This is a genomic window from Sulfitobacter sp. SK025, assembly GCF_003352105.1.
Classification (GTDB): domain Bacteria; phylum Pseudomonadota; class Alphaproteobacteria; order Rhodobacterales; family Rhodobacteraceae; genus Sulfitobacter; species Sulfitobacter pontiacus.
Genome location: NZ_CP025812.1, coordinates 50,235 through 69,817, shown reverse-complemented (window position 1 = coordinate 69,817; position 19,583 = coordinate 50,235). Strand labels below are relative to the sequence as shown.

Sequence of the window (19,583 nt, the reverse complement as noted above, 5' to 3'; positions counted from 1 at the left end):
TTATGACTGATTTTATGCACCGCATCGCAGGCGGCTGGCTTTTGGCGGCCATTGCGGCTTTTGCGATGACGCTTGGCGGGCTTTTTGCGTTTCGCGCCTTGCCTGTTGATGCCTTTCCGGACGTGACACCCGCGCTGGTTCAGGTTTTCACCGAAACCGAAGGGCTCGCCCCCGAAGAGGTTGAACGCTATGTGACCTATCCGATCGAAACGGCGATGTCGGGTCTGCCAAAAATCAAAAACATGCGCTCAGTCTCGAACTTCGGGCTGTCGGTGGTGAACATCTATTTCGAGGACGGGACGGATGTCTATTTCGCCCGTCAGGTCGTGGGCGAACGGCTTGCCGAAGCGCGTGGTAATATCCCCGACGGGTTTGGCGACCCGCAAATGGGTCCGATTTCAACCGGGCTTGGCCTAATCCTGTATTTCCGCCTGGAAGACCAGACCGGCGCACGCAACCTTGTCGAGATGCGCGAAATTCAGGATTGGATCGTCAAGTATCAGTTGCAGACCGTGCCGGGTGTCACCGAGGTTTTGTCCCTTGGTGGCTATGAAAAGCAATATCAGGTCAGGCTCGATCCCGATGCGCTGCTTGCCTATGATATTCAAATCGCCGATGTGATCAGCGCATTAGAGCGCGGAAACAAAACCGAAGGGGCGCAATTCCTCGAAATCGGATCCGAACAATACACGGTGCGCGGCGTTGGACTTGCCAAGACAATCTCTGATCTCGCAGAGATTGTCGTCAACGTGGAGGACGGGCGCACCGTGCGCGTGCGCGATCTGGGCCACATCATCGTTGGCGGTGGCGTTCGGCAAGGTCTTGCAACCGCCAATGGTGAAGGCGAAGTTGTCGCAGGGTTGGTTCTGAAACTTTATGGCACCAACACATCCGATGTCATCGCGCGGGTCCAGAAGCGCTTTGAGGAAATCAACGCAAGCCTGCCGGATGGTGTACTGGCGGTCCCCTACTATGATCAGGGAACGCTGGTAAACAAGGCCTCCGCAACCGTCACGACGGCGTTGTGGCAGGGGGCTGTACTCGTAGCGTTGGTGGTGTTTGTCTTCCTGGGCGGCTGGCGTCCCAGTCTGGTTGTGGTCCTGTCGATCCCGTTTTCCGTAGGTTTTGCGTTTATCGCAATGTACGTGCTCGGCATCAGCGCCAATCTGATGTCATTAGGGGGGGTCGCCATCGCCATCGGGATGATGGTCGACGGGGCGATTGTTATCTCTGAAAACGTGGATCGCAGCTTTGAGGAAGATGACGGCTCTGAAGAGCCGCGTATGTTGGTTGCCCGATCTACCGCCGAGGTAATCGCACCTCTGGTGGCGGCGGTTGCCGTGGTTATCGTTGTTTTCCTGCCGCTTTTCTCGCTGCAAGGGGTTGAGGGCAAAACCTTCCGGCCCTTGGCGGCATCGGCTGCACTCGCCATGACCGGATCGCTGTTCTATGCGGCCCTGATTGCGCCTTCCATGGCCTTTTCGGTGATGCGCCGATCCGGCAAGAAGGCCCCTGACAAGCCGGGGCGGACTGTCGCGATGGTCAGTGGTGCGGCCGGGTTCTTTGTCCGTAACCGTTTTTTCGCCATCGTCCTGTGCGGCATATTTTTGGCGGTGGGCGGTTTTGCAGGATCGCGACTTGGTTCCGAATTTACGCCATCGTTGGAGGAAGGCGATATTCTGATGCGCGTCACCATGGCACCCTCGATTTCGCTTACCGAAGGAACGAAGACGACGACGCTTGTGGAAAAGCGGCTGTTAAAGAATTTTCCTGAAATCAAGTCCATCGTGACCCGTATTGGGCGTGGTGAGGTTGGCGCGCATGCTGACCCGACCAACAGCGCCGAAGCCTTTATCGAGCTGAACCCGGTCGATCAGTGGCGGCCCGGCTTGTCTGCCGAAGGTTTGCGCACGGCGATTTCGGAAGATCTGGAAAGCTTTCCGGGGATTGTGGTGAATATCGGCCAACCCATCGCGATGGCTGTTGATGAATTGCTGACCGGCACACGCGCCGAACTGGCCGTCAAAATCTTTGGACCGGATTCCGAAATTCTGTTGGAGCGATCACAAGTCCTGCAATCACTCCTGCAACAGGTTGAGGGGTCTGCCGAGGTACAGGCCGACCAGATCACCGGTGCGCCGCAACTTGTGGTAACCGTGGATCGGTCAGCCCTTGGTCGCTACGGGCTTGATGTTGAGGACGCGTTGGATGGGCTGCGTGCAGCCGTCGGCGGGGCCGAAGCCGGATCACTGTTCGAGGGCGTGCGACAGTTTCCGATCATGGTGCGTTTTGACGAAGAAAGCCGCGACACACCGGAGGCGATCAGACGCATCGTGCTGGAATCGCCTTCGGGCGCACGGGTGCCGCTGGACACAGTGGCCAATATCGAAACTGTAATCGGTCCACGCCAGATCACACGCGAAGATGGCGAACGCTTCATCACGGTCCAGTCCAACGTGCGCGGTCGCGATATCGGCTCTTTCGTTGCCGAAGCGCAGACGTTGACGGACGCTCAGTTGGATCTACCGCCCGGGTATCGTTTGGTTTGGGGCGGCCAATTCGAGCTTCAGCAACAGGCGAATGCCCGTTTCAAAGTGGTTATTCCGATTACGTTGGGCATCGTTCTGCTGATCCTTCTGGTAACCTTTGGTCGCCTGAAATCAGCGATCCTCATCCTGTTGAATATCCCCCTGGCGCTGACAGGTGGTGCGATGGCGCTCTGGCTGACAGGGTTACCGGTGTCGGTGCCTGCTACCGTCGGGTTTATCGCATTGTTCGGCATCGCGTTGGGCAACGGTATGGTATTGGTCAGTTTCATGGATGATTTTGCGCGCGCCGGTCGCAATCTGGAGGCTTTGGCCATTGAGGCCGCAGGGCTGCGCGCGCGTCCGGTCCTGATGACCGCCATGACGACGGCACTTGGGCTGGCACCATTGCTCTTCGCCACCGGCGTCGGTGCCGAGGTCCAACGCCCGCTTGCCACTGTGGTAACCGGGGGGCTTGTTTCGTCAACCGTGCTGACCCTACTGGTCATGCCCGCCCTGCACCGCTGGTTTGCGCCCAGACAAGGTGGGCATCATTCACTTGTCGAAACGGTCCACGAGCATGGTACGAAGGCAAAATCTGTAAAGAAGGCTTAGGGCATATATGTTCTGATGCGCAGGCAAAGGTGCACGGCTGTTTGGCGGTGCGTGCACCCTTGCGGCCGTACTTTGGGTCAATACAACGCATCTCCGGTCAAAAGATGAGTACTATAGGCTGATGCAGATAGTTTCGCGTTTGGAATATAATTCCAGATACTGGAGGCCCCATCGGAAGGTTACTGCGTAGGATTACTCTAATGAGGAACTTTCAGCGAACAGCTACGGGTGGCTGTTGTTTCTGATTACCTTGTAAGCTGTTGATCTACCTATTCCGAGATGTTTTGCGGCTTGAGAGACGGATTTTCCGGCGTCGACGAGGTCTTGAAGGGCCGAGATTGTTTCGGGTGGCAAAGGCGGCCGACCGGGCTCGCGACCATGCTTGCGTGCGTTGATCAGGCCGTCTTTGGTGCGCTCTGAGATCAGGCGGCGCTCGAAATGAGCGATGGCGCCGAAGACATGGAACACGAGCTCTCCGGCGGCGGATGTTGTGTCGATCCGCTCCTCTAGGCTGATCAGATTGATCTCCCTGGCTTTGAGGTCGTCGACGGTTTCCAGGAGCTCCTTGAGCGAGCGCCCCAAGCGATCGAGGCGGATGACGGCGAGAGTATCGTTGGGTCTGGCGTGATCAAGCAAGGCTGCCAGACCGGGCCGGTTGAACGTTTTGCCGGAAATCACGTCTTCGAACACGCGGATGGCACCGTTTTGCAGCAGCCGGTCTTTCTGGCCGGACAAATCCTGGTCGACGGTTGAGACCCTTGCGTATCCGAGGATGTCGCCTGTGCGTGGCATGATCGTCCTTTTAACGAACGGTTTGGGGACGCTTGCCCAAGAGGTGGGAGATCGTCCCTCCGGATATCGATATCTGTCTATTTAATAGTCTTCATATTAAAGCGTGTCCAGAAAACTTCAACACCGTTTTGAGGACACCTATGCCCCCTCGCTCGCTGCTTTCCACCCGTGCCCGCGCAGAACTCTTCGATATCCCGACAGACCCTGATGGCTTGATGCGCCATTATCTGCTGTCGCCGTCAGATCGGGAATTGATCCGCACGCGCCGCCGCGATGAAAACCGGTTCGGGCTGGCTGTCCGCATCTCTCTGCTCCGTTACCCGGGCCAAGGATGGCGCGATGGGGTGGTATTACCTGCAGCCCTCTTGGACTGGCTTGGGGATCAACTGCATCTCTCGGCGTCACACCTTCTGAATTATGCAAGCCGTGGGGCGACACGGGCTGCGCATCAAGCTCTCGCGCTGCAGCATCTGGATCTGGCTCCGTTTGCCAAAGCGCATGTGGCAATGGCGGAGGATATCGCCACGAAGGCGGCCTTTGCGACGGATCATGGCGTGAAGATTGTTGAGACGCTGATTGCGGACCTGCGCAAGCACCACCTGGTACTGCCGAGCGTGGACACGCTTGAGCGCCTCGCCTTGAAGGGGCGGGCACGCGCCCGGCGTGAGGCTGCCGCGGCGCTGTTTGATGCTCTGTCACCGGAGCAACGTGCCCAGTTGCAGGCGCTCTTGGTGAACGATCCGTCTGTTGGGCAAACGCGACTTACGTGGTTGCGCGGCTTTCCGCATTCGACCAGCCCGGCCAGCATGACCGCGCTTCTGGACCGATTGAAATATCTGCGATCATTGGACTTGCCGCCAGACCTTGGGCACGGCCTGCACCCGGACCGGTTGCTCAAGTTCGCCCGCGAGGGCGCTGTAGCGCCCGTGAGCTTGCTGAACGACTTTGGCGAACGACGGCGGATTGCAACGCTCGCGGCACAGACGGCGGATTTATCCATCACGGTCACCGACGCGACCATCGCCATGTTCGAGCGGCTGACCGGCCAGCTCTTCTCAAGATCCCGCAATCGTCAGGAAGAGGTCTGGCGTATGGGGAAGACCCAGGCTGGCAAGCTGATGCAGCTCTTCGGCGCGTCCATTGATGCCATGGCCCGCGCACAAGACTTGGGACAAGATCCCTTTGCAGCGCTGGATGCGGATGTCGGGTGGGATACTCTCTTGGGCAAGCGTGACGAAATCGCCGGCTTCGGAGAGCTGGCAACCAGTGATCCGCTTTCTCTGGCGGCCGAGCGCTATGCCTATATGCGCAAGTTCGCCCCTGCCTTTCTGGAGGCCTTCCAATTCAATGCCACCGATGCGGGGGACGATCTCAAGGATGCAATCGCCTTGCTGCGTGATCAGAACCGCACCGGCAAACGCAAGTTGCCCGATGATCCGCCCATGCCGTTCCCGGCCAAGCATTGGCCGTCGCTGATCGTACAAGACGGACAACCACAACGGCGCGTATACGAGACCGCCGTTGTCTCCACCTTGCGAGACCGCCTGCGCGCCGGGGATGTCTGGGTTGATGGCAGTCGTGAGTATCGCCGGTTCGACAGCTACCTGATGCCCCGGGACACGGCGGAAACCGTCATGCGGGACGCGGGCTTCGAGACAGATCCGGAAGCATGGCTGGCGGATCGGGGGGCCACGCTGGCAAAACGCCTTGACCAAGTGGACCACACCTTGAAGCGCGATGCTCTCACCGGCGTCCGGATCGAGCGCGGGCGCTTGAAAATCACGCCCCATGAAGCTGTGACACCACCTGCTGCGGTGCGTCTGGAACGGGCCATTGACGCCGTGATGCCACGTATCCGCATCACAGAGTTGCTTTGGGAGGTGAATGCGCAGACCGGGTTCCTCGACGCCTTCACTGATCTGCGTTCTGGCAAGCATCACGATGAGCCCGCCGCTGTGTTGGCCACGATCTTGGCTGGGGCGACTAATCTCGGGCTAGAGCGAATGGCCCATGCCTCATCGCGTGTCAGCCATGCGCAACTGACTTGGGCGCAGACATGGTACCTTCGGCCCGACACATTCGCGGATGCCTTGGGCCGCATTGTCGATGCCCATCATGGTCTGTCCTTCGCGCAACACTGGGGCGTCGCTGAACATAGCTCATCGGATGGCCAATTCTTCTCCGCCAATCGAGGCAGCGGGGTGATCAACGCCAAATACGGGCCAGACCCTGGGTTGAAGATCTACTCCTTCCTGTCAGGCCAATACGGGTCGTTCCATTCGAGCGTCATCGGGGCAACCGCAGGCGAAGCCCCTTTCGTGCTCGATGGCCTCCTGAACAATCCGGCCAGCTTCGATCCCCTCGTTCACTACACAGATACCGGCGGCGTGTCGGACCACGTCTTTGCCCTGTTCCATCTGTTGGGGATGACCTTCGCGCCACGTCTGCGCGACTTTCCGGACCGGAGGTTGACCTGCTTCGGGAGCGCGAAAGCGTGGCCCACTTTATCGCCTATCATGGGCAAACCGATCAACGAAGAGGTGATCCGGCAGCATTGGGGCGACATCATGCGGCTCGCGGCCAGCATACGTGACAAATCCATCAAACCGTCTGAAATCCTGCGCAAGCTTGGGGCGTACCGCCAGCAAAACCGGCTATACCTCGCTCTGGGTGAAATCGGTCGGATCGAACGCACGCTCTTCATGCTCGACTGGATCGAGAACGCCGACCTACGCATGGAAAGCCACGCAGGTCTCAACAAGGGTGAAGCGCGTCACTCGCTGGCCAAGGCCGTATTTGCTCATTCACAAGGGCGCATTCGTGATCGCTCTGACGCGGCCCAACAGAAACGGGCCATGGCGCTCAACCTCGTCATCGCCGCCATCACGTTATGGAACACGATCTACATGGACAAAGCGGCCAGCCACCTCGAGCAGGCCAGCCCGCTCTACGACGCCAAGCTGCTTCCGCACACCTCGCCCCTCGGGTGGGAGCACGTCATACTATCCGGCGACTTCGATTGGCATTCTGGCGCCGCTGACCGCAAAATTGCGCGACCGCTGAACATCAGACCAGCAAGAGACTGGGGAACGTGATTAAGTTCTATGAAAGTTCTCCCTTAGAGTAATCCTACGCACAAACCTTCCGATGGGGCCTGGAGGATGACATCGTCGGTGACATTCCCTGACGTGGTCGAAAAGAATCCACGTGCCCAAAATAGCGTTCCCCAGTATCGTTTGCGCAATTCGGGAAACTCAATCTGCACGTGCCGCGATGAGCGCGCCTTGATCTGCTGCATCAAGGTAGAGAACGCCAATTTTAGCTTACGTCGCCCCATCCACGACCAGTCGCAACCATAAGTGCTGACCACGATTGGGCCAAATCTCTTACTGCTGCTGCGAGGGATATGCGTGCTGCGTTTGCAAATCGTTCGGCGTCCAACAGGTCTGGTAAGTTCAGTTCTCCCCGTTCAAAAACTTTGCGGCTCAACTGAAGAGTACGATCCCTTGATCGTTGAGCAGCGCGCAATGCGGCCACCTCTCTTTGTTTTCGTGTAAATTCACTTTGAGTTTTTTGCACATCTTCCACCGCGGCCAACACCTGTGCACGCCATTCCAGTTCGGCGGTCGTGGCTGAAATAATAGCCGCATCTCGCCTAGCGCGTAGCGGACCTTGGTTGAGGATGGGCAATGAAAGTGCTGGACCAAAGGACCATTCTGACGGGTTTGCCGCTGTCACCGAGCCAGATAAAGTGACCGATGGGTACAACTTTGCTTCTGCGACACCTACTCCGGCAACTGCGGCAGCTAGACGGCGTTCAGCGGCCAATACATCTGGACGATTGCGGAGCAGATTAGCGGGGACGCCTGTTGACCCCTTGCTGCGAGGATAAGGTTGTGGTGCGCCTGCAATCATCTGTTTAAGCAGCGGCTGAGCTGGTTCGGCCAACAATGTCGCGATTGCAAAAACCCGGGCTTCGAATGCGGCTTCAAGCGGAGGGAGGTCGGCAATTGCTGTGTCCAGCTGACCTGCTGATCGGGCAAGATCTAATTCTGACAATGCGCCTTGCTCAACTTGAGCTCTGATCAAGGACTGGGTCCGGCGGAGGCTCGCGATATTCTGTCGTGTTAAAGCCAATGCCTCCTGAAAATACCGCGCGTCAATATAGTTGGAAACAACACCGGAAACCAGAGCAAGCCGGACAGTGCCAGCATCAAACTTGGCTGCTTCTACACCCGCTGCCGCGCGCTGCGCGTCACGGCGAACACCACCAAAAATATCGAGGATGTAATTCGCCCCGAACGTCGCACTTTCAGAGGGATCACCTGATATTGGGTTACCATTGTTTCTTTGCGCCTGTGCATCCAGTCCACCTGAGAATTGGCCAGCGGTACCTGTCTGCCTCAGGTCTGTATTTGCGGCTTTGATACGTTGTAAAGCCGTTGCAATATCGATGTTTTGTGTAAGGCCGCGGTCTACTAGCCGGTTCATTTGCCGGTCATTTAGCCGTTTCCACCATTCATCGCGCGCGACCTCTTCAAGAGCCCCGCCACCGCCAATGAACGACGTTTCTAAAGGTGTCTTAGGTGGCGTATAGTCAGGGCCAACAGCGGTACATGAAACCAATGCCGTGGATGCTAGGATAAAAAGCAGATAGGGACGGTTCATTTGTCATTCCTGTATATTGGATCAGCTTTTGGATTTGCTGGGGATGTGATGGAGATGTTTCACCCAGCACGCTATTATGAGCAGATAAGTAATTGAAAAGTAAAAGCTTGTCTAGAGGTGCTCAGAGCCGTCGAGTTCTAGAAAACTCCAAGATTGCGCCGTGTTTGAGCCACTAAATTTTTTTTATTAGACACACTTTAGGACCTGCACCAGTCGTCATGTCGCGCCATTTGGATAGAGCACAACGCGGGTGTCTAAAGGCACTTGATTGAAAAGTTGAATAATCTGATTGTTAACAAGCCTGGCACACCCGTTGGATACGGCGCGCCCGATAGTGGTTGGATCATTTGTGCCATGAACACGCAAAAAGGTGTCACCGCGACCCGGTTGAAAGAGATACAGGGCCCGCGCTCCCAGAGGGTTGCTCAAACCGCCAGGCATTCCATTGCGAAGTGGGCCATATTTCTGAGGCTCACGACGCAACATGCCAGGAGTCGGGGTCCAACTTGGCCATTCTTTTTTCGCCCCTACGTAGAATTCTCCTGCCTCGTAAAGACCTGGGCGACCGATCCCGACAGTATATCGAATTGCAGTATTATTGGGCTGGGTCCAGAAAAGTGCAAACTGGCCTGGAACTACATGTATTTCGTAGGGAGCAGCGCCCGCTGGTATGGTCACTACTTGAGGCAAAAATTCTGGTGGTAAATCATACTTAGGAAGCACTATGTGAGCTGACACTGGTTGGCAGGCTAAAGTGCCAACAGCCCCAGCGGAAAGGAGGAATTTTCTTCGTTTCATAGGCCGGTGGCTTTCAAAGACTGATGATAAGTGGAACTTGGTACACGAGGGCGTACCTTCATAAGTCAGATAAAGTGCATGAATCAAAACAACTTCACTTGTGTTCCGACTTCGGCCAAAGCGAACAATTCTTTGATATGCTCGTTGTAGAGACCTATGCACCCATTTGAAGATTGCCTTCCGATCTTGCGCGTGTCGCCCGTGCCATGAACACGGTAATATTGCCATGACAGATACAGCGCATGGGTGCCCAATGGGTTATCGGGACCAGGTGGAAAATAGTCTGGCCATTCGGGGTTGCGTATCTTCATTGAAGGGGTGGGGCGCCAGCTTGGCCCCTCAACTTTACGAATGACGTGTGTGTTCCCACGTTTGGTCAGTTCTTCTGTTAACGGAACACTGGAAGGGTAAAGTTTGTAGACGCTTTCATCTTCTGACCAATATTGAACTGCACGGGAGTCGATATCGCAAAGGATTGCTCCGTGCTCTAAGTTGTCAAAATGCTCCCTCCAATTGGAGGTACTGAAGGATGAAATGTTTCGGCGGACTGACGGTGACGAAAATGGCTCGGTCGTTTGCGCGATTGCCGTACCGGTTCCGAGAAATAGTCCACTTGCTGTCGCCCCAAGAAGCGCACTGCGACGTGAAATAGATGTGTCTTTGGTCAGTATCATGATGAAGCCTCTGATCTTGCCTGTTTTAACTATTTTAAGACCTCCACCTGCTAGAGCTTCAATCTCAATAAAATCACAATAACGTGATGTGGAATGCCCTTTGGCAGCCTATCAAGAACTTCAGCGCTTTGCCGCGTGGCTGGAAGGTAATCCTCCTGTTTTTAACGGAACAAGGATGTAGAATCTGCGCGGCCATTTTCAGTTTCATTGCGGGAGTGATGCCACCGATGCTCATGTTCGAACGGTCGTTGTTGTACATCCGGAGCCACTGTGTGGCGAATGCTGGGCCTCTTCAATGCCGTTTTGATGTATTAGTCGACCCATCCGTGGCAGACTGTGCGTTTGTATCGTTCAACGGGTCAAAGCAAAGCTTACAGTATGGCTGCTAGCGGTGTGAAATCATCCATGCCCATAACGCATGGTCTCCTCGTGCTTGTCGCGTGCTCGCTCGAATTCCAGCGTTGAGTGCGATATGTCGAACGCCTCTTCCAAGCGGGTTTTGATATCCTCTTTTATGCGTTCAAGGTCGTCCCAGCGTGCATCCTCGATCACCACATGCGTATCGAGCGCCGCTTGGTGTTCCTGCATTTGCCAGAAATGCGCGTGATGCAGTTCTTCAACGCCGTCGATGTCTTCGATGGCGGTGATCACGGCGTCGGTGTCCATGTCAGGCGGACTGCCCAGCATGAGTGTCCGGATAGGCCCGCCGATCTCGGTGAAAGCGAGCCAAAGTATATAAGCGGCGATACCAATAGTGATTGCCGGATCAACCCAACGGACATCATAGAGCAGGATCAGAACACCGCCAACGATAACGGCGACAGACGCCAGCGCATCACTGAGGTTGTGCAGGAACAAAGCCCGGATATTCACGCTGCCTTTCTGCATCGAATAAGTCAGTATCGCGGTAAGCGTGTCGATAAACAGGGCCACCCCACCCAGAATGACCACCGTCCAGCCTTCAATCGGCACCGGATTGGCAAACCGCATCGCGCCCTCGTAAACCAGATAAAGTCCGATGATGATCAGTGACGTATAGTTAATCAGCGCCGCCACGATTTCGACCCTGCCATATCCAAAGGTCATCTTGGCGTCGGCTGGGCGACGTGCGATTTTGCGTGCACCAAACGCGATAACCAGCGATGCCATATCAGAGAAATTGTGGATAGCATCCGCAATCAGCGCTAGGCTGCCGGAAAGTATCCCCCCGACAATCTGCGCGACCGTCAGAAGGCCGTTCGCCCAAATGGCAATAGCAACGCGGCGGTCCCCTTCCTTGGGTTCCATGTGGACGTGATCATGTGGCATCTGGTTTTCTTTTATCTAAAAATTGGTTCATTTCATCACCTCTTCGAGGCAAAGCACAAGCAGGAAGCTGACACCAGCCGCACTGTCCTGGATAGCACTGACAAGCGTAGGGCCGGGGGGGGGGCGCACATTGACCGCAACGATAGCCCAAGGTCACAACCGCTGCCGAGATCAGCGTATAGACCCAAGCAGCGGTCATGTTTGATCTCCATGCATGGCTTTATGGTGCTCGCCATGCGCATCCCGCAGGATAGAGATGCCTCCCCATGCAGCAATGGCCGCTACCAGTACCCCAACAACAAGGTCCGGCCAATTGCCGCCCAGCCACCAGACAAGTCCACCCGCGATCAAAATACCGCCGTTCGAGGCAAAATCGTTAACGCTGAAAGTGTTGGCAGCCCGGATATTGACGTCCGGTTCTTTCAGGCGTCCAAGCAGCCAGATACAGGCCAGATTAACTGCAGCGGCGACCAGCGACATTGAGATCATCAGCGTTCCCAAAGGTTCGGAACCGCCGATATAGCGCCTCCAAGCGTCAATCAAAATGCCGACAGCAAAGATCAAAAGCAAACCCCCTGAGACGTTTGCGGCCCCACGCTTCCATTTGGATGAACGGGACAAGGCCAGCAAACTGATGCCATAGACCATGCTGTCAGACGTATTATCAAGTCCGTTAGCGATCAGAGAGTTGGAATCACCAATAGCACCAGTCGCAAAGAATCCCACAGCGATTGCAATATTGAGGCCAAGAACGGTCCAGAGCGTGCGGTGCTCTTTCTCATTCGATAAATCGAGTGTCTGTTCTGACATATCCTTAGAATCTTTCAGTTTTTCTCGTTTTCATATAGCAGTCGACGGCGAGGCACTATGCTCCAATTTCATCATGATTGGTTAAACATTCTGAGTGGTCACGCAGCACTTCAAGAACCTTGCATTCTGCAACGCTTTCGCCATCGCACTCAGCAACCATACGTTTCAGCTCTTTCTTGAGGGCCTGAAGACGCTTAATCCGCTGCTCGACTTGGCGAAGTTGCCGCCGCGCGATAGAGTCCGCATCTACGCAGGATTGAGATGGATTGTCGGACAGATCCAGAAGCTCGCGGATAGAGTCGAGCGAAAAGCCCAGTTGACGCGAGTGTCGAATAAAAGCGAGCCGGTCGAGATCCTTCTCATAATATCGCCGTTGCCCACCTGACGTCCGCCCGGCCTCGTTCATCAATCCAATCTGTTCGTAGTAGCGGATCGTCTGAACCTTGGTCCCAGTCTTCCGCGAGAGTGTTCCAATTGCCAGCATATGCGTTCCTTTAATCTAAAGTGACTGTAGCTTATCAAAGATCTAACTTCCTTGAAAAGACCGAGGTTTCACAAAGTCGTGACATGATATCGTATCAAGTATCTTTTTGCTTGAACCTCTACCGACTATAGCTTGTATCCCACCCGAGAGGTGATTTTTTTAAAGGGCGAAACTGGCAATGAAAAAGGTGCGAATAACTCTCTGGTCCATAGTAGCGGTAGCCGTCGCCATCGCTGGCGGGTTTTGGGTATCAGAGCGTGGCCAGATCCCGATTGCCGCTGCTCGAGTGTCTGTCGCAGAGAGTTTATTAGCGGATTTCGAGTTAACTGACCACAATGGAATGATGCAGGTTGACGAAGATTTTCGCGGTCGATGGATACTCATCTTCTTCGGATTGTCCAACTCACCAGACGACTGCCCGATGAGTTTGGCAACAATCGCACAGGTAATGGGCGATCTGGGCGCAAAAGGTGAAGCCGTGCAGCCTCTTTTCACCACAGTCGACCCGGAACGGGACATGCTCAATGTTCTGGCCAGCTATATCCCCCAATTCGGCCCCAACATCCTCGGGCTAAGTGGCCCGCAGGAACAGATCCAACATACTGCTAAAGCTATCAAAATTTGTTATCAGCGCACCGAGGATGAAGCTGCACCCGATGGTTACACCATGCGCCATACTTCGTCCTTTCTATTGTTGGATCCGCAATGCGAATTCGTCCGAATATCTTCGGTTTTCGGAAGGCGCAAACATCCAATTTACGGCAACGTTCGAATGCACACTGGTGTCGATTACGCAGCCGTTAAAGGGACGCCAATCAGCGCGACCGCACCGGGCAGGGTTTCCTTTATTGGATGGCAGAAAGGATATGGCCAAGTGGTGGAGATATCTCACGGCTCCAACACGATGACCCGGTATGCCCATTTGAGCGCCGTACCCAATGGACTGAAAACCGGAAACCACGTACTTGCCGGAGAAGTCATTGGTCAGGTAGGCGAGACAGGTACTGCGACAGCCCCCAACCTGCACTACGAAGTACGGATAGACGGCCGGCCGATCAACCCGCTTGGAAAGGAACTGATCGCCTCGGTAGAAAATCCTGATACCGCGGGTGCGTCAGCGCTCCTTGAGAAAACACGCGCGCTGTTTACAGCGACGCTTAGCGACGAAATATGAACAATCGAGTAGGATAACGCATGTTCCCCAAAATTGAACTGATCTTTGGCGCCGTGCTGCTGGCGACCGTGTCAACGGCCGCCGCTGCCCAGACGGCCATTCAAGTCGCCAAGACGCGCGGCTGCGGATGCTGTGTGGCTTGGATGGACAGACTTTCAGACGCTGGTTTCTTACCCGAGGGCGAAAATATTGGGGGAGCACTGATCCGTTTGAAAATGGATCGGGGTATCCCTGTTTCAATGTATTCATGCCACACCGCAACGGTCGAGGGCTACACGATAGAAGGGCATGTGCCACCTGCCGACATTAGGCGGCTTCTTGAGGACCGCCCGGATGCAGTCGGTCTTGCGGTGCCCGGTATGCCAATCGGCTCACCCGGCATGGATTTTGGGGAAACTTCCGACGCCTACGATGTCTTTCTGGTGAAAAAGGACGGTAGCACCGAGATATTCTCTTCCTATCCGGCAAATTGAACATGGAGGCGCTCACGACCCTATCTCCTATCGCCTTGGGCTTTTATGGAAGCCTTGCAGCTGGTCTTATGACGTCCGTCGGTGCCGTTCCGGTTCTCTTTGGCAGCACTCCCTCGCGAAAATGGCGCGACATCTCTCTTGGCTTTGCCGCAAGGGTGATGCTGGCGGCTTCGTTCTTCTCGTTGATCATTCCAGCGCTCGATGTTGCTGAAATTCGATACGGGGATGGGGCGATCCCGGCATTGATCGTCTGCGTTGCGATCCTGCTTGGGATGGGGGCAGTTGCCATTATGAACGAAGTGATCCCGCATGAGCACTTCAGTTCAGGGCGCGAAGGTCCTGAGGCCGCATCTGGGGTCACTACATAAAAGTGTCATTTTTGTCCGGGCCGTGCGAACGAACGGAGAACTTATGCGGCGTCCTGTATCTCGTGTTTCCGAAGTGGCCTGAGGCGATCTGAGCTGAGTGGTGGGTTCATGTTCCACAGGTAGTCCCCGGTCAATCCTACATGGGCCCAGCCAAGTGGTGCGATATGTTTGGTAATTTCGTTTGGGATGGCTACTCCGTTTTTCCTCAGATCAGTGATTGAGGCTTCCAGGTATTTGGTGTTCCACAGGATGATGGCGGCAACCAGGAAGTTGAGGCCCGACGCTTTGTGGATCTGATGCTCATAGCTGCGATCGCGCATTTCACCGAGTTGGTTGAAGAAGACCCCGCGCGCGAGGGCGTTTCGGGCTTCTCCTCTGGCTAGACTTGCGCTGGTTCTTTTTCGCAACTCAAGGCTGCGCATCCATTCCAGGGAAAAGAGGGTCCGCTCCAATCGCCCCAGTTCGCGCAAGGCAATTGCGAGTCCGTTTTGCCGGGGATATGCGGACAGGCTTTTAAGGATCGCAGAAGCAGTGGTAGTCCCGGCCTTGATGGAGGTCGCCAGCCTGAGGATTTCAGGCCAGTTGTCGACAATGTGACCTGCTTTGATGGTGCCGCCGATGAAGGGTGTCATGATGGCCGGGGGCTTCATTCCGGGCAGGAGATACAATTTGCGATCCTTGAAGTTTCGCAAGCGTGGCGCGAAGCGGAACCCCAGGAGATAGCACAGGGCAAAGACATGATCCGTCGCGCCGCCAGTGTCCACGTGATGCTCTTCGATTGCGACGCCTGATTGGTGGCGAAGCAGACCATCCAAAACGAAAGGCGCTTCGCTTTCGGTGGCGGTGATGACCGTCGAGTGGAACGGACTGAACTGATCTGAGATGTGGGTGTAAAATTTGAGACCTGGGGTGCGTCCGTACTTTGCGTTGATATCTGCAGAGGCCTCACCGCGGCCACCGGCCCGGAAGAACTGCCCATCTGAGGATGATGTCACGCCGTCCCCCCAGAGTTTGGCCAGAGGGAGCTCGCGTTGCATGTCGATCAGACAAGCCAAAGCGTCAGAATAGGTCTCCTCGCGCAAATGCCAATCATGAGCCCACGCGATTTGCCGGGCAGACAGATTGTGGGTTGCCGCGGCCATGCGGGATACACTCAGATTGACCCCATCGGCAAGGACAGCGGCAAACAGCGCCTTTTGATCTGTCGCCGGTTTGCCCGAGCGATAATGGGTGAAGCACTCCGCAAATCCGGTCCAGGCGTTCACTTCTGTCAGCAGGTCGGGGATCTTGATTTGTGGCAATTGCCCATAAGCCAGTCGGCTCATGGCCGTGGCGGCGTCGGGTGTTTCATCTTTGACCGGGGTGATGCTCAGGGTGCCACCCTGAATGGCGGCATCCGGCAGCGTCCCCGCTTCGGCACGGGCCGCGACAATGGCCATGGCCTCCTCGATCTGCTGTTGCCGTTCTGAAAGATAGGTTTCTGCATCCGCCGCGGCGGCGATCGGCAACGACTCCTCGGTACGCAAGATCTCGAAGGTGGCTTTGGGGATGAGCCGATCGTCGAAGTTGCGTCGCTGCCGGCTTCCTGCGACCCAGACATCCCCTGCCCGAAGACGATCACGCAATTCGAAGTAGACGCAGAGCTCGTATGCGCGCCGGTTGACCTCCCCGGGCGCCGGAAAGACAAATGGGCGCCAAACCTTCCGGATGAACCCGGTTGGCGGGTTGTCGGGCAGGCTGCGCTTGTTCGCCTCATACATAACGCGCAAAAGATCTATCGCGCGCAGAAGGCTGGCAGCGCTGGCCGCACCTTTGAAGCTAAAACCCCTTAATATCATGGGCGCAAACTGGCGGGCGGTCTGATATTTTCCGATGAGTTCAGTATATTTGTCGGGCTTTCCGTCTCCGAGGGCGGTTTCAATTGCGGATGTCGCACTCTCGATCTCGTCCCAATTGGCCGTGTCCAATATTCCGTTGAGATCACCGGTCTGCAGGCGGGCAGTCAGAGCCTCACGGCAAAATGCTTTGAGTGACTGTAAAGGGCGGATGATGTCCATCAGGAGCCTGGACGCTTTGTCGGAACTTTGTTGTTCCGCCTTTCGAAAGCTTCGGCCCAGCAATTTGTCGAACATATCCAGTGCAAGATCGGTAAGCTGTTCTTCCAGCCGCAGGCAGGCGGCCGACAAAACTGCCAGCAACCGAGGCAAGGCCATACGCCGCAGATTTTGCACCGTGATCCGCAAGCCTTCGCCTGCCAATCTGTCGAGCGCTGATGTCGAGATATTCTGACGCAAACTGTTGGGCAGGCCGATCGCCCGAACCACCTTCAGGCGATCCAGAACAGCCTTGATGGATTTGGAGGACGCTGATTTGGGTGCTGCTTTCAGCCAGCTCAGCGTCGACACCTCGCCCGATTCAGGTGGCGCAATCAATGCACGCAGGGCGTCGGGGTGATCCGGATACAGATCTCGGGTCCGAGCGGAAATCCTGACATTTTCCGCGCGCCGGATCGCATGCCTGACAATCAGTTCAACGGTACGGCGCGCCGGGATCAGGATACGTCGCCGCCTCAGTTCTTCAATCAACGAAATTGCCAAAGGCTCGGCCCGCGGGTCTTCTCCGGCAGATGGTGTCAGCCAATGAACAAACTCCCGCACAAGGGGTTTTGTGAACGCCTTGTATCCAAACCGAGCTATAATTTGCGCGATATGTTCGCGTCGTGTCTGCGGGCGCTGATCATAGACCGCGAGATCGGAGGCGCTGGCATCAACCTGATCTGCAAGAAAGGCCAGCATCACGTCGTTGGCCTGTTCTCCAACATTACGAACCCGCCCGGGATGGCGTAGATAAGCCAATGATACGGCATAGCCCAGACGCGCAGCAGCTGTTCGCTTTCTGGCGACAACCTCGATCTCATCCGGGGTGAGCGTGCAATACATCGCGACTTCTCGATCCTTCGAGGGTGGTGCCATCAGCCGAGACCAAAAACTTGCCGTCAATATTTGTCGCCGTGCCATAAAATACCCTCTTTTGTCCCAAGTCCGTGAAACGCTCGTTAGGCGGAACGACCCGTTCCGTCCGCCAATATGGCTTGACAACGGGAAGTCGGACAAGTTGATTTATGGACAGGAAAACGGACAAGGCTATCTTCATGGCTCTGATTGGATATGCGCGGATCTCGACCACTGAGCAAAAGCTGGAACCGCAGGTGGATGCGCTCAAAGCTGCGGGCTGCGAAACTGTGTTTGAAGATGTCATCTCCGGCGCCAAAGCCGAACGCCCTGGCCTGAATAATGCCCTGGCCTTTCTGCGCAAGGGCGACACGCTTTTGGTCTGGAAACTCGACCGTCTGGGCCGCTCCATGAAGCACCTGGTGGAAACAGTGACAGACCTCGGCGACCGCGGTGTTGGCTTCAAATCCCTGACCGAAGGCGTGGACACAACAACTACCGGCGGCACTTTGGTGTTCCATCTGTTCGGTGCGCTTGCCGAGTTTGAGCGTGACCTCATTGTCGAGCGCACGCAGGCCGGATTGAAGGCTGCTGCAACGCGCGGCAGAAAAGGAGGGCGCAAGCCTGTCGTCACGCTCAAGAAGCTGGAGCAAGCCAAAGCCCATATCAGCGATGGATTGACCGTCCGAGAGGCCGCAGCGCGCCTCAAAATCAGCAAAACAAGCCTCTACAATGCCCTCAGAGGTCAGAAACCCGACTGAAACCGCGAATGTTCCCGTAAAGTTCGCACGAGCCGGACGATAACGTCACTTTTATGCAGTGACCCCTATGACTCAGTTTGGGCGCGCCCTGAACCAGCTGAACGTTGAGATTTTGTGCGCCAACAGCAGCCAGGCCAAAGGCCGCGTTGAGCGCGCCAACCGGACGTTGCAAGATCGGCTGGTCAAGGAACTGCGGCTGGCAGGTATCTCAGACATGGATGCTGGAAACGTTTATTTGCAAGGCTTCAAAGAACGCTTTAACGCGCAGTTTGCCAAAGCCCCAGCAAAGCCTGACAACCTGCACCGCGCCCTCAATGTGGAACCAGATCGGCTTGATGATGTGCTTTGCTGGCGCGATACACGCTATGTCGGCAAACAGCTGACGTTTTCCTATGACCGCAAGCGGATCATGCTTGAGGAGAGTGACACCACGCGCGGGCTAGTCGGCAAATACGTCGACACCTACGCGTTTGTGGATGGTCGGTTCGAAGTGCGCTCAAAAGGCCGCTCCCTGCCCTACAATATCTTCGACATGGATCAGCGCGTGACACATGCCGCCATTACCGACAACAAACGCCTTGGTGCCGTGCTCGAACATATCAAAGAGATGCAAGATAAGGCGCCGCCAAAATATCCAGTCAGGACAAATTCTGAGAAGATGGGCTACAAGCCAAACGGTAAAACGCCTGGGCGGCCGTCAGGATCACGGGCCAAGAAGAAGATTGTACACGTGGCGGAATAGCCCCAAGATTGGTAGCATGGATACCGAAGACGACCCAGATATAATATTCTCCGATTACACACAGATCGTGACCATCGACGGGCATCAACTCGACGTCGAGATTTATAAGACCAACATCCACCCTGGCTGGATCCTGTCCGTCGAGAACCAGTTCGGCACGTTGACGATTTCCGACAGCCCGCCCTTCTTTGGCGATGTCCTCGCCTGGCGCGCCTTCGAAGAGCTCGTGCGCGATGAAGGCATCAAAGCCTTCTACAACAAGAAAGAGCGCCGCAAGCTTGGTCTATAACCAGACCCCGCAAGGCTTACCAACCCTGCGATATATGAGGTCTTCGGGCTGCTAAGCCTTGCTACCGTTAGCGCCCGTGGTGACACTTCTGCTTTGCGCAATCGGTGACATTTCTGAATGGCGTTTACAAGAACAACATATGAACACATGC

At 55.7% G+C, this 19,583-nt stretch carries 13 protein-coding genes and 6 pseudogenes; 9 read left to right on the top strand and 10 right to left on the bottom strand.

What is annotated here, in order from left to right; genetic code table 11:
• Positions 1-2: 2 nt before the first annotated feature.
• Positions 3-3,140, top strand: a complete 3,138-nt coding sequence (locus C1J04_RS18575) for an efflux RND transporter permease subunit (protein ID WP_009827348.1) — start codon at positions 3-5, stop codon at positions 3,138-3,140.
• 222 nt (positions 3,141-3,362) lie between these two features.
• Here C1J04_RS18575 and C1J04_RS18570 read toward each other — a convergent pair whose 3' ends face one another.
• On the bottom strand, positions 3,363-3,932 hold the full coding sequence (locus C1J04_RS18570) for a recombinase family protein (protein WP_009827349.1): 570 nt from the start codon (positions 3,930-3,932) through the stop codon (positions 3,363-3,365).
• A 140-nt stretch (positions 3,933-4,072) separates the two neighbouring features.
• Here C1J04_RS18570 and C1J04_RS18565 point away from each other — a divergent pair, with 140 nt between their 5' ends.
• Positions 4,073-7,027 carry a Tn3 family transposase gene (locus C1J04_RS18565; protein WP_009827350.1) on the top strand — a complete coding sequence of 985 codons (2,955 nt, stop codon included), beginning with the start codon at positions 4,073-4,075 and terminating at the stop codon, positions 7,025-7,027.
• Positions 7,028-7,050: 23 nt separating this feature from the next.
• Here the strand turns inward: C1J04_RS18565 and C1J04_RS18560 are convergent.
• From C1J04_RS18560 to C1J04_RS18525, 8 genes and pseudogenes are all read right to left on the bottom strand, one after another.
• A pseudogene (locus tag C1J04_RS18560) lies at positions 7,051-7,239 on the bottom strand (transposase); the annotation flags it as partial.
• Positions 7,240-7,250: 11 nt separating this feature from the next.
• Complete coding sequence (locus C1J04_RS18555; RefSeq protein ID WP_083779674.1) at positions 7,251-8,600, bottom strand: efflux transporter outer membrane subunit; 1,350 nt, start codon at positions 8,598-8,600, stop codon at positions 7,251-7,253.
• 216 nt (positions 8,601-8,816) lie between these two features.
• Positions 8,817-9,398, bottom strand: a complete 582-nt coding sequence (locus tag C1J04_RS18550) for a L,D-transpeptidase (protein WP_009827352.1) — start codon at positions 9,396-9,398, stop codon at positions 8,817-8,819.
• A gap of 83 nt (positions 9,399-9,481) precedes the next feature.
• A complete protein-coding gene (locus tag C1J04_RS18545; RefSeq protein ID WP_114865786.1) occupies positions 9,482-10,072 on the bottom strand; it encodes a L,D-transpeptidase in 591 nt (196 codons plus the stop codon).
• Positions 10,073-10,259: 187 nt separating this feature from the next.
• Positions 10,260-10,428, bottom strand: a pseudogene (locus C1J04_RS19835) (integrase core domain-containing protein); the annotation flags it as partial.
• Between the two features lie 43 nt (positions 10,429-10,471).
• Entirely contained in the window at positions 10,472-11,380 is a 909-nt protein-coding gene (locus C1J04_RS18535; RefSeq protein ID WP_037955040.1) for a cation diffusion facilitator family transporter, read from the bottom strand.
• Between the two features lie 195 nt (positions 11,381-11,575).
• Positions 11,576-12,190 (bottom strand): cation transporter, encoded by a 615-nt coding sequence (locus C1J04_RS18530; protein WP_009827356.1) that lies wholly within the window; start codon positions 12,188-12,190, stop codon positions 11,576-11,578.
• 55 nt (positions 12,191-12,245) lie between these two features.
• Positions 12,246-12,674, bottom strand: coding sequence for a MerR family transcriptional regulator (locus C1J04_RS18525; RefSeq protein ID WP_009827357.1), 429 nt, complete (start codon positions 12,672-12,674; stop codon positions 12,246-12,248).
• 178 nt (positions 12,675-12,852) lie between these two features.
• On the opposite strand from C1J04_RS18525, the pseudogene C1J04_RS19735 reads away from it, so the two are divergent.
• The 4 genes and pseudogenes from C1J04_RS19735 to C1J04_RS18510 form a co-directional block, all read left to right on the top strand.
• Positions 12,853-13,326: pseudogene (locus tag C1J04_RS19735) on the top strand (SCO family protein); the annotation flags it as partial.
• A 57-nt stretch (positions 13,327-13,383) separates the two neighbouring features.
• Positions 13,384-13,848 (top strand): annotated as a pseudogene (locus C1J04_RS19640) (M23 family metallopeptidase); the annotation flags it as partial.
• Positions 13,849-13,868: 20 nt separating this feature from the next.
• Positions 13,869-14,321 (top strand): DUF411 domain-containing protein, encoded by a 453-nt coding sequence (locus C1J04_RS18515; protein WP_009827359.1) that lies wholly within the window; start codon positions 13,869-13,871, stop codon positions 14,319-14,321.
• A gap of 2 nt (positions 14,322-14,323) precedes the next feature.
• Positions 14,324-14,674: pseudogene (locus C1J04_RS18510) on the top strand (ZIP family metal transporter); the annotation flags it as partial.
• Positions 14,675-14,730: 56 nt separating this feature from the next.
• On the opposite strand, the gene C1J04_RS18505 reads toward C1J04_RS18510, so the two are convergent.
• Complete coding sequence (locus C1J04_RS18505; RefSeq protein ID WP_037955028.1) at positions 14,731-17,706, bottom strand: Tn3 family transposase; 2,976 nt, start codon at positions 17,704-17,706, stop codon at positions 14,731-14,733.
• Positions 17,707-17,840: 134 nt separating this feature from the next.
• Between C1J04_RS18505 and C1J04_RS18500 the strand changes: the two genes are divergently transcribed.
• The 3 genes and pseudogenes from C1J04_RS18500 to C1J04_RS18490 all read left to right on the top strand — a co-directional run bounded on the left by C1J04_RS18500 (position 17,841) and on the right by C1J04_RS18490 (position 19,432).
• Complete coding sequence (locus C1J04_RS18500; protein WP_037955014.1) at positions 17,841-18,401, top strand: recombinase family protein; 561 nt, start codon at positions 17,841-17,843, stop codon at positions 18,399-18,401.
• Between the two features lie 67 nt (positions 18,402-18,468).
• Positions 18,469-19,143 (top strand): annotated as a pseudogene (locus C1J04_RS18495) (ISNCY family transposase); the annotation flags it as partial.
• Positions 19,144-19,159: 16 nt separating this feature from the next.
• Positions 19,160-19,432, top strand: a complete 273-nt coding sequence (locus C1J04_RS18490) for a hypothetical protein (protein WP_009827363.1) — start codon at positions 19,160-19,162, stop codon at positions 19,430-19,432.
• The last annotated feature ends 151 nt before the right edge of the window (positions 19,433-19,583 follow it).

Excerpts from the sequence above, each read along its gene's own strand:
- C1J04_RS18575 (WP_009827348.1), top strand. The coding sequence starts at position 3 with ATGACTGATTTTATGCACCGCATCGCAGGCGGCTGGCTTTTGGCGGCC.
- C1J04_RS18570 (WP_009827349.1), bottom strand. The coding sequence starts at position 3,932 with ATGCCACGCACAGGCGACATCCTCGGATACGCAAGGGTCTCAACCGTC.
- C1J04_RS18565 (WP_009827350.1), top strand. The coding sequence starts at position 4,073 with ATGCCCCCTCGCTCGCTGCTTTCCACCCGTGCCCGCGCAGAACTCTTC.
- C1J04_RS18555 (WP_083779674.1), bottom strand. The coding sequence starts at position 8,600 with ATGAACCGTCCCTATCTGCTTTTTATCCTAGCATCCACGGCATTGGTT.
- C1J04_RS18550 (WP_009827352.1), bottom strand. The coding sequence starts at position 9,398 with ATGAAACGAAGAAAATTCCTCCTTTCCGCTGGGGCTGTTGGCACTTTA.
- C1J04_RS18545 (WP_114865786.1), bottom strand. The coding sequence starts at position 10,072 with ATGATACTGACCAAAGACACATCTATTTCACGTCGCAGTGCGCTTCTT.
- C1J04_RS18535 (WP_037955040.1), bottom strand. The coding sequence starts at position 11,380 with ATGCCACATGATCACGTCCACATGGAACCCAAGGAAGGGGACCGCCGC.
- C1J04_RS18530 (WP_009827356.1), bottom strand. The coding sequence starts at position 12,190 with ATGTCAGAACAGACACTCGATTTATCGAATGAGAAAGAGCACCGCACG.
- C1J04_RS18525 (WP_009827357.1), bottom strand. The coding sequence starts at position 12,674 with ATGCTGGCAATTGGAACACTCTCGCGGAAGACTGGGACCAAGGTTCAG.
- C1J04_RS18515 (WP_009827359.1), top strand. The coding sequence starts at position 13,869 with ATGTTCCCCAAAATTGAACTGATCTTTGGCGCCGTGCTGCTGGCGACC.
- C1J04_RS18505 (WP_037955028.1), bottom strand. The coding sequence starts at position 17,706 with ATGGCACGGCGACAAATATTGACGGCAAGTTTTTGGTCTCGGCTGATG.
- C1J04_RS18500 (WP_037955014.1), top strand. The coding sequence starts at position 17,841 with ATGGCTCTGATTGGATATGCGCGGATCTCGACCACTGAGCAAAAGCTG.
- C1J04_RS18490 (WP_009827363.1), top strand. The coding sequence starts at position 19,160 with ATGGATACCGAAGACGACCCAGATATAATATTCTCCGATTACACACAG.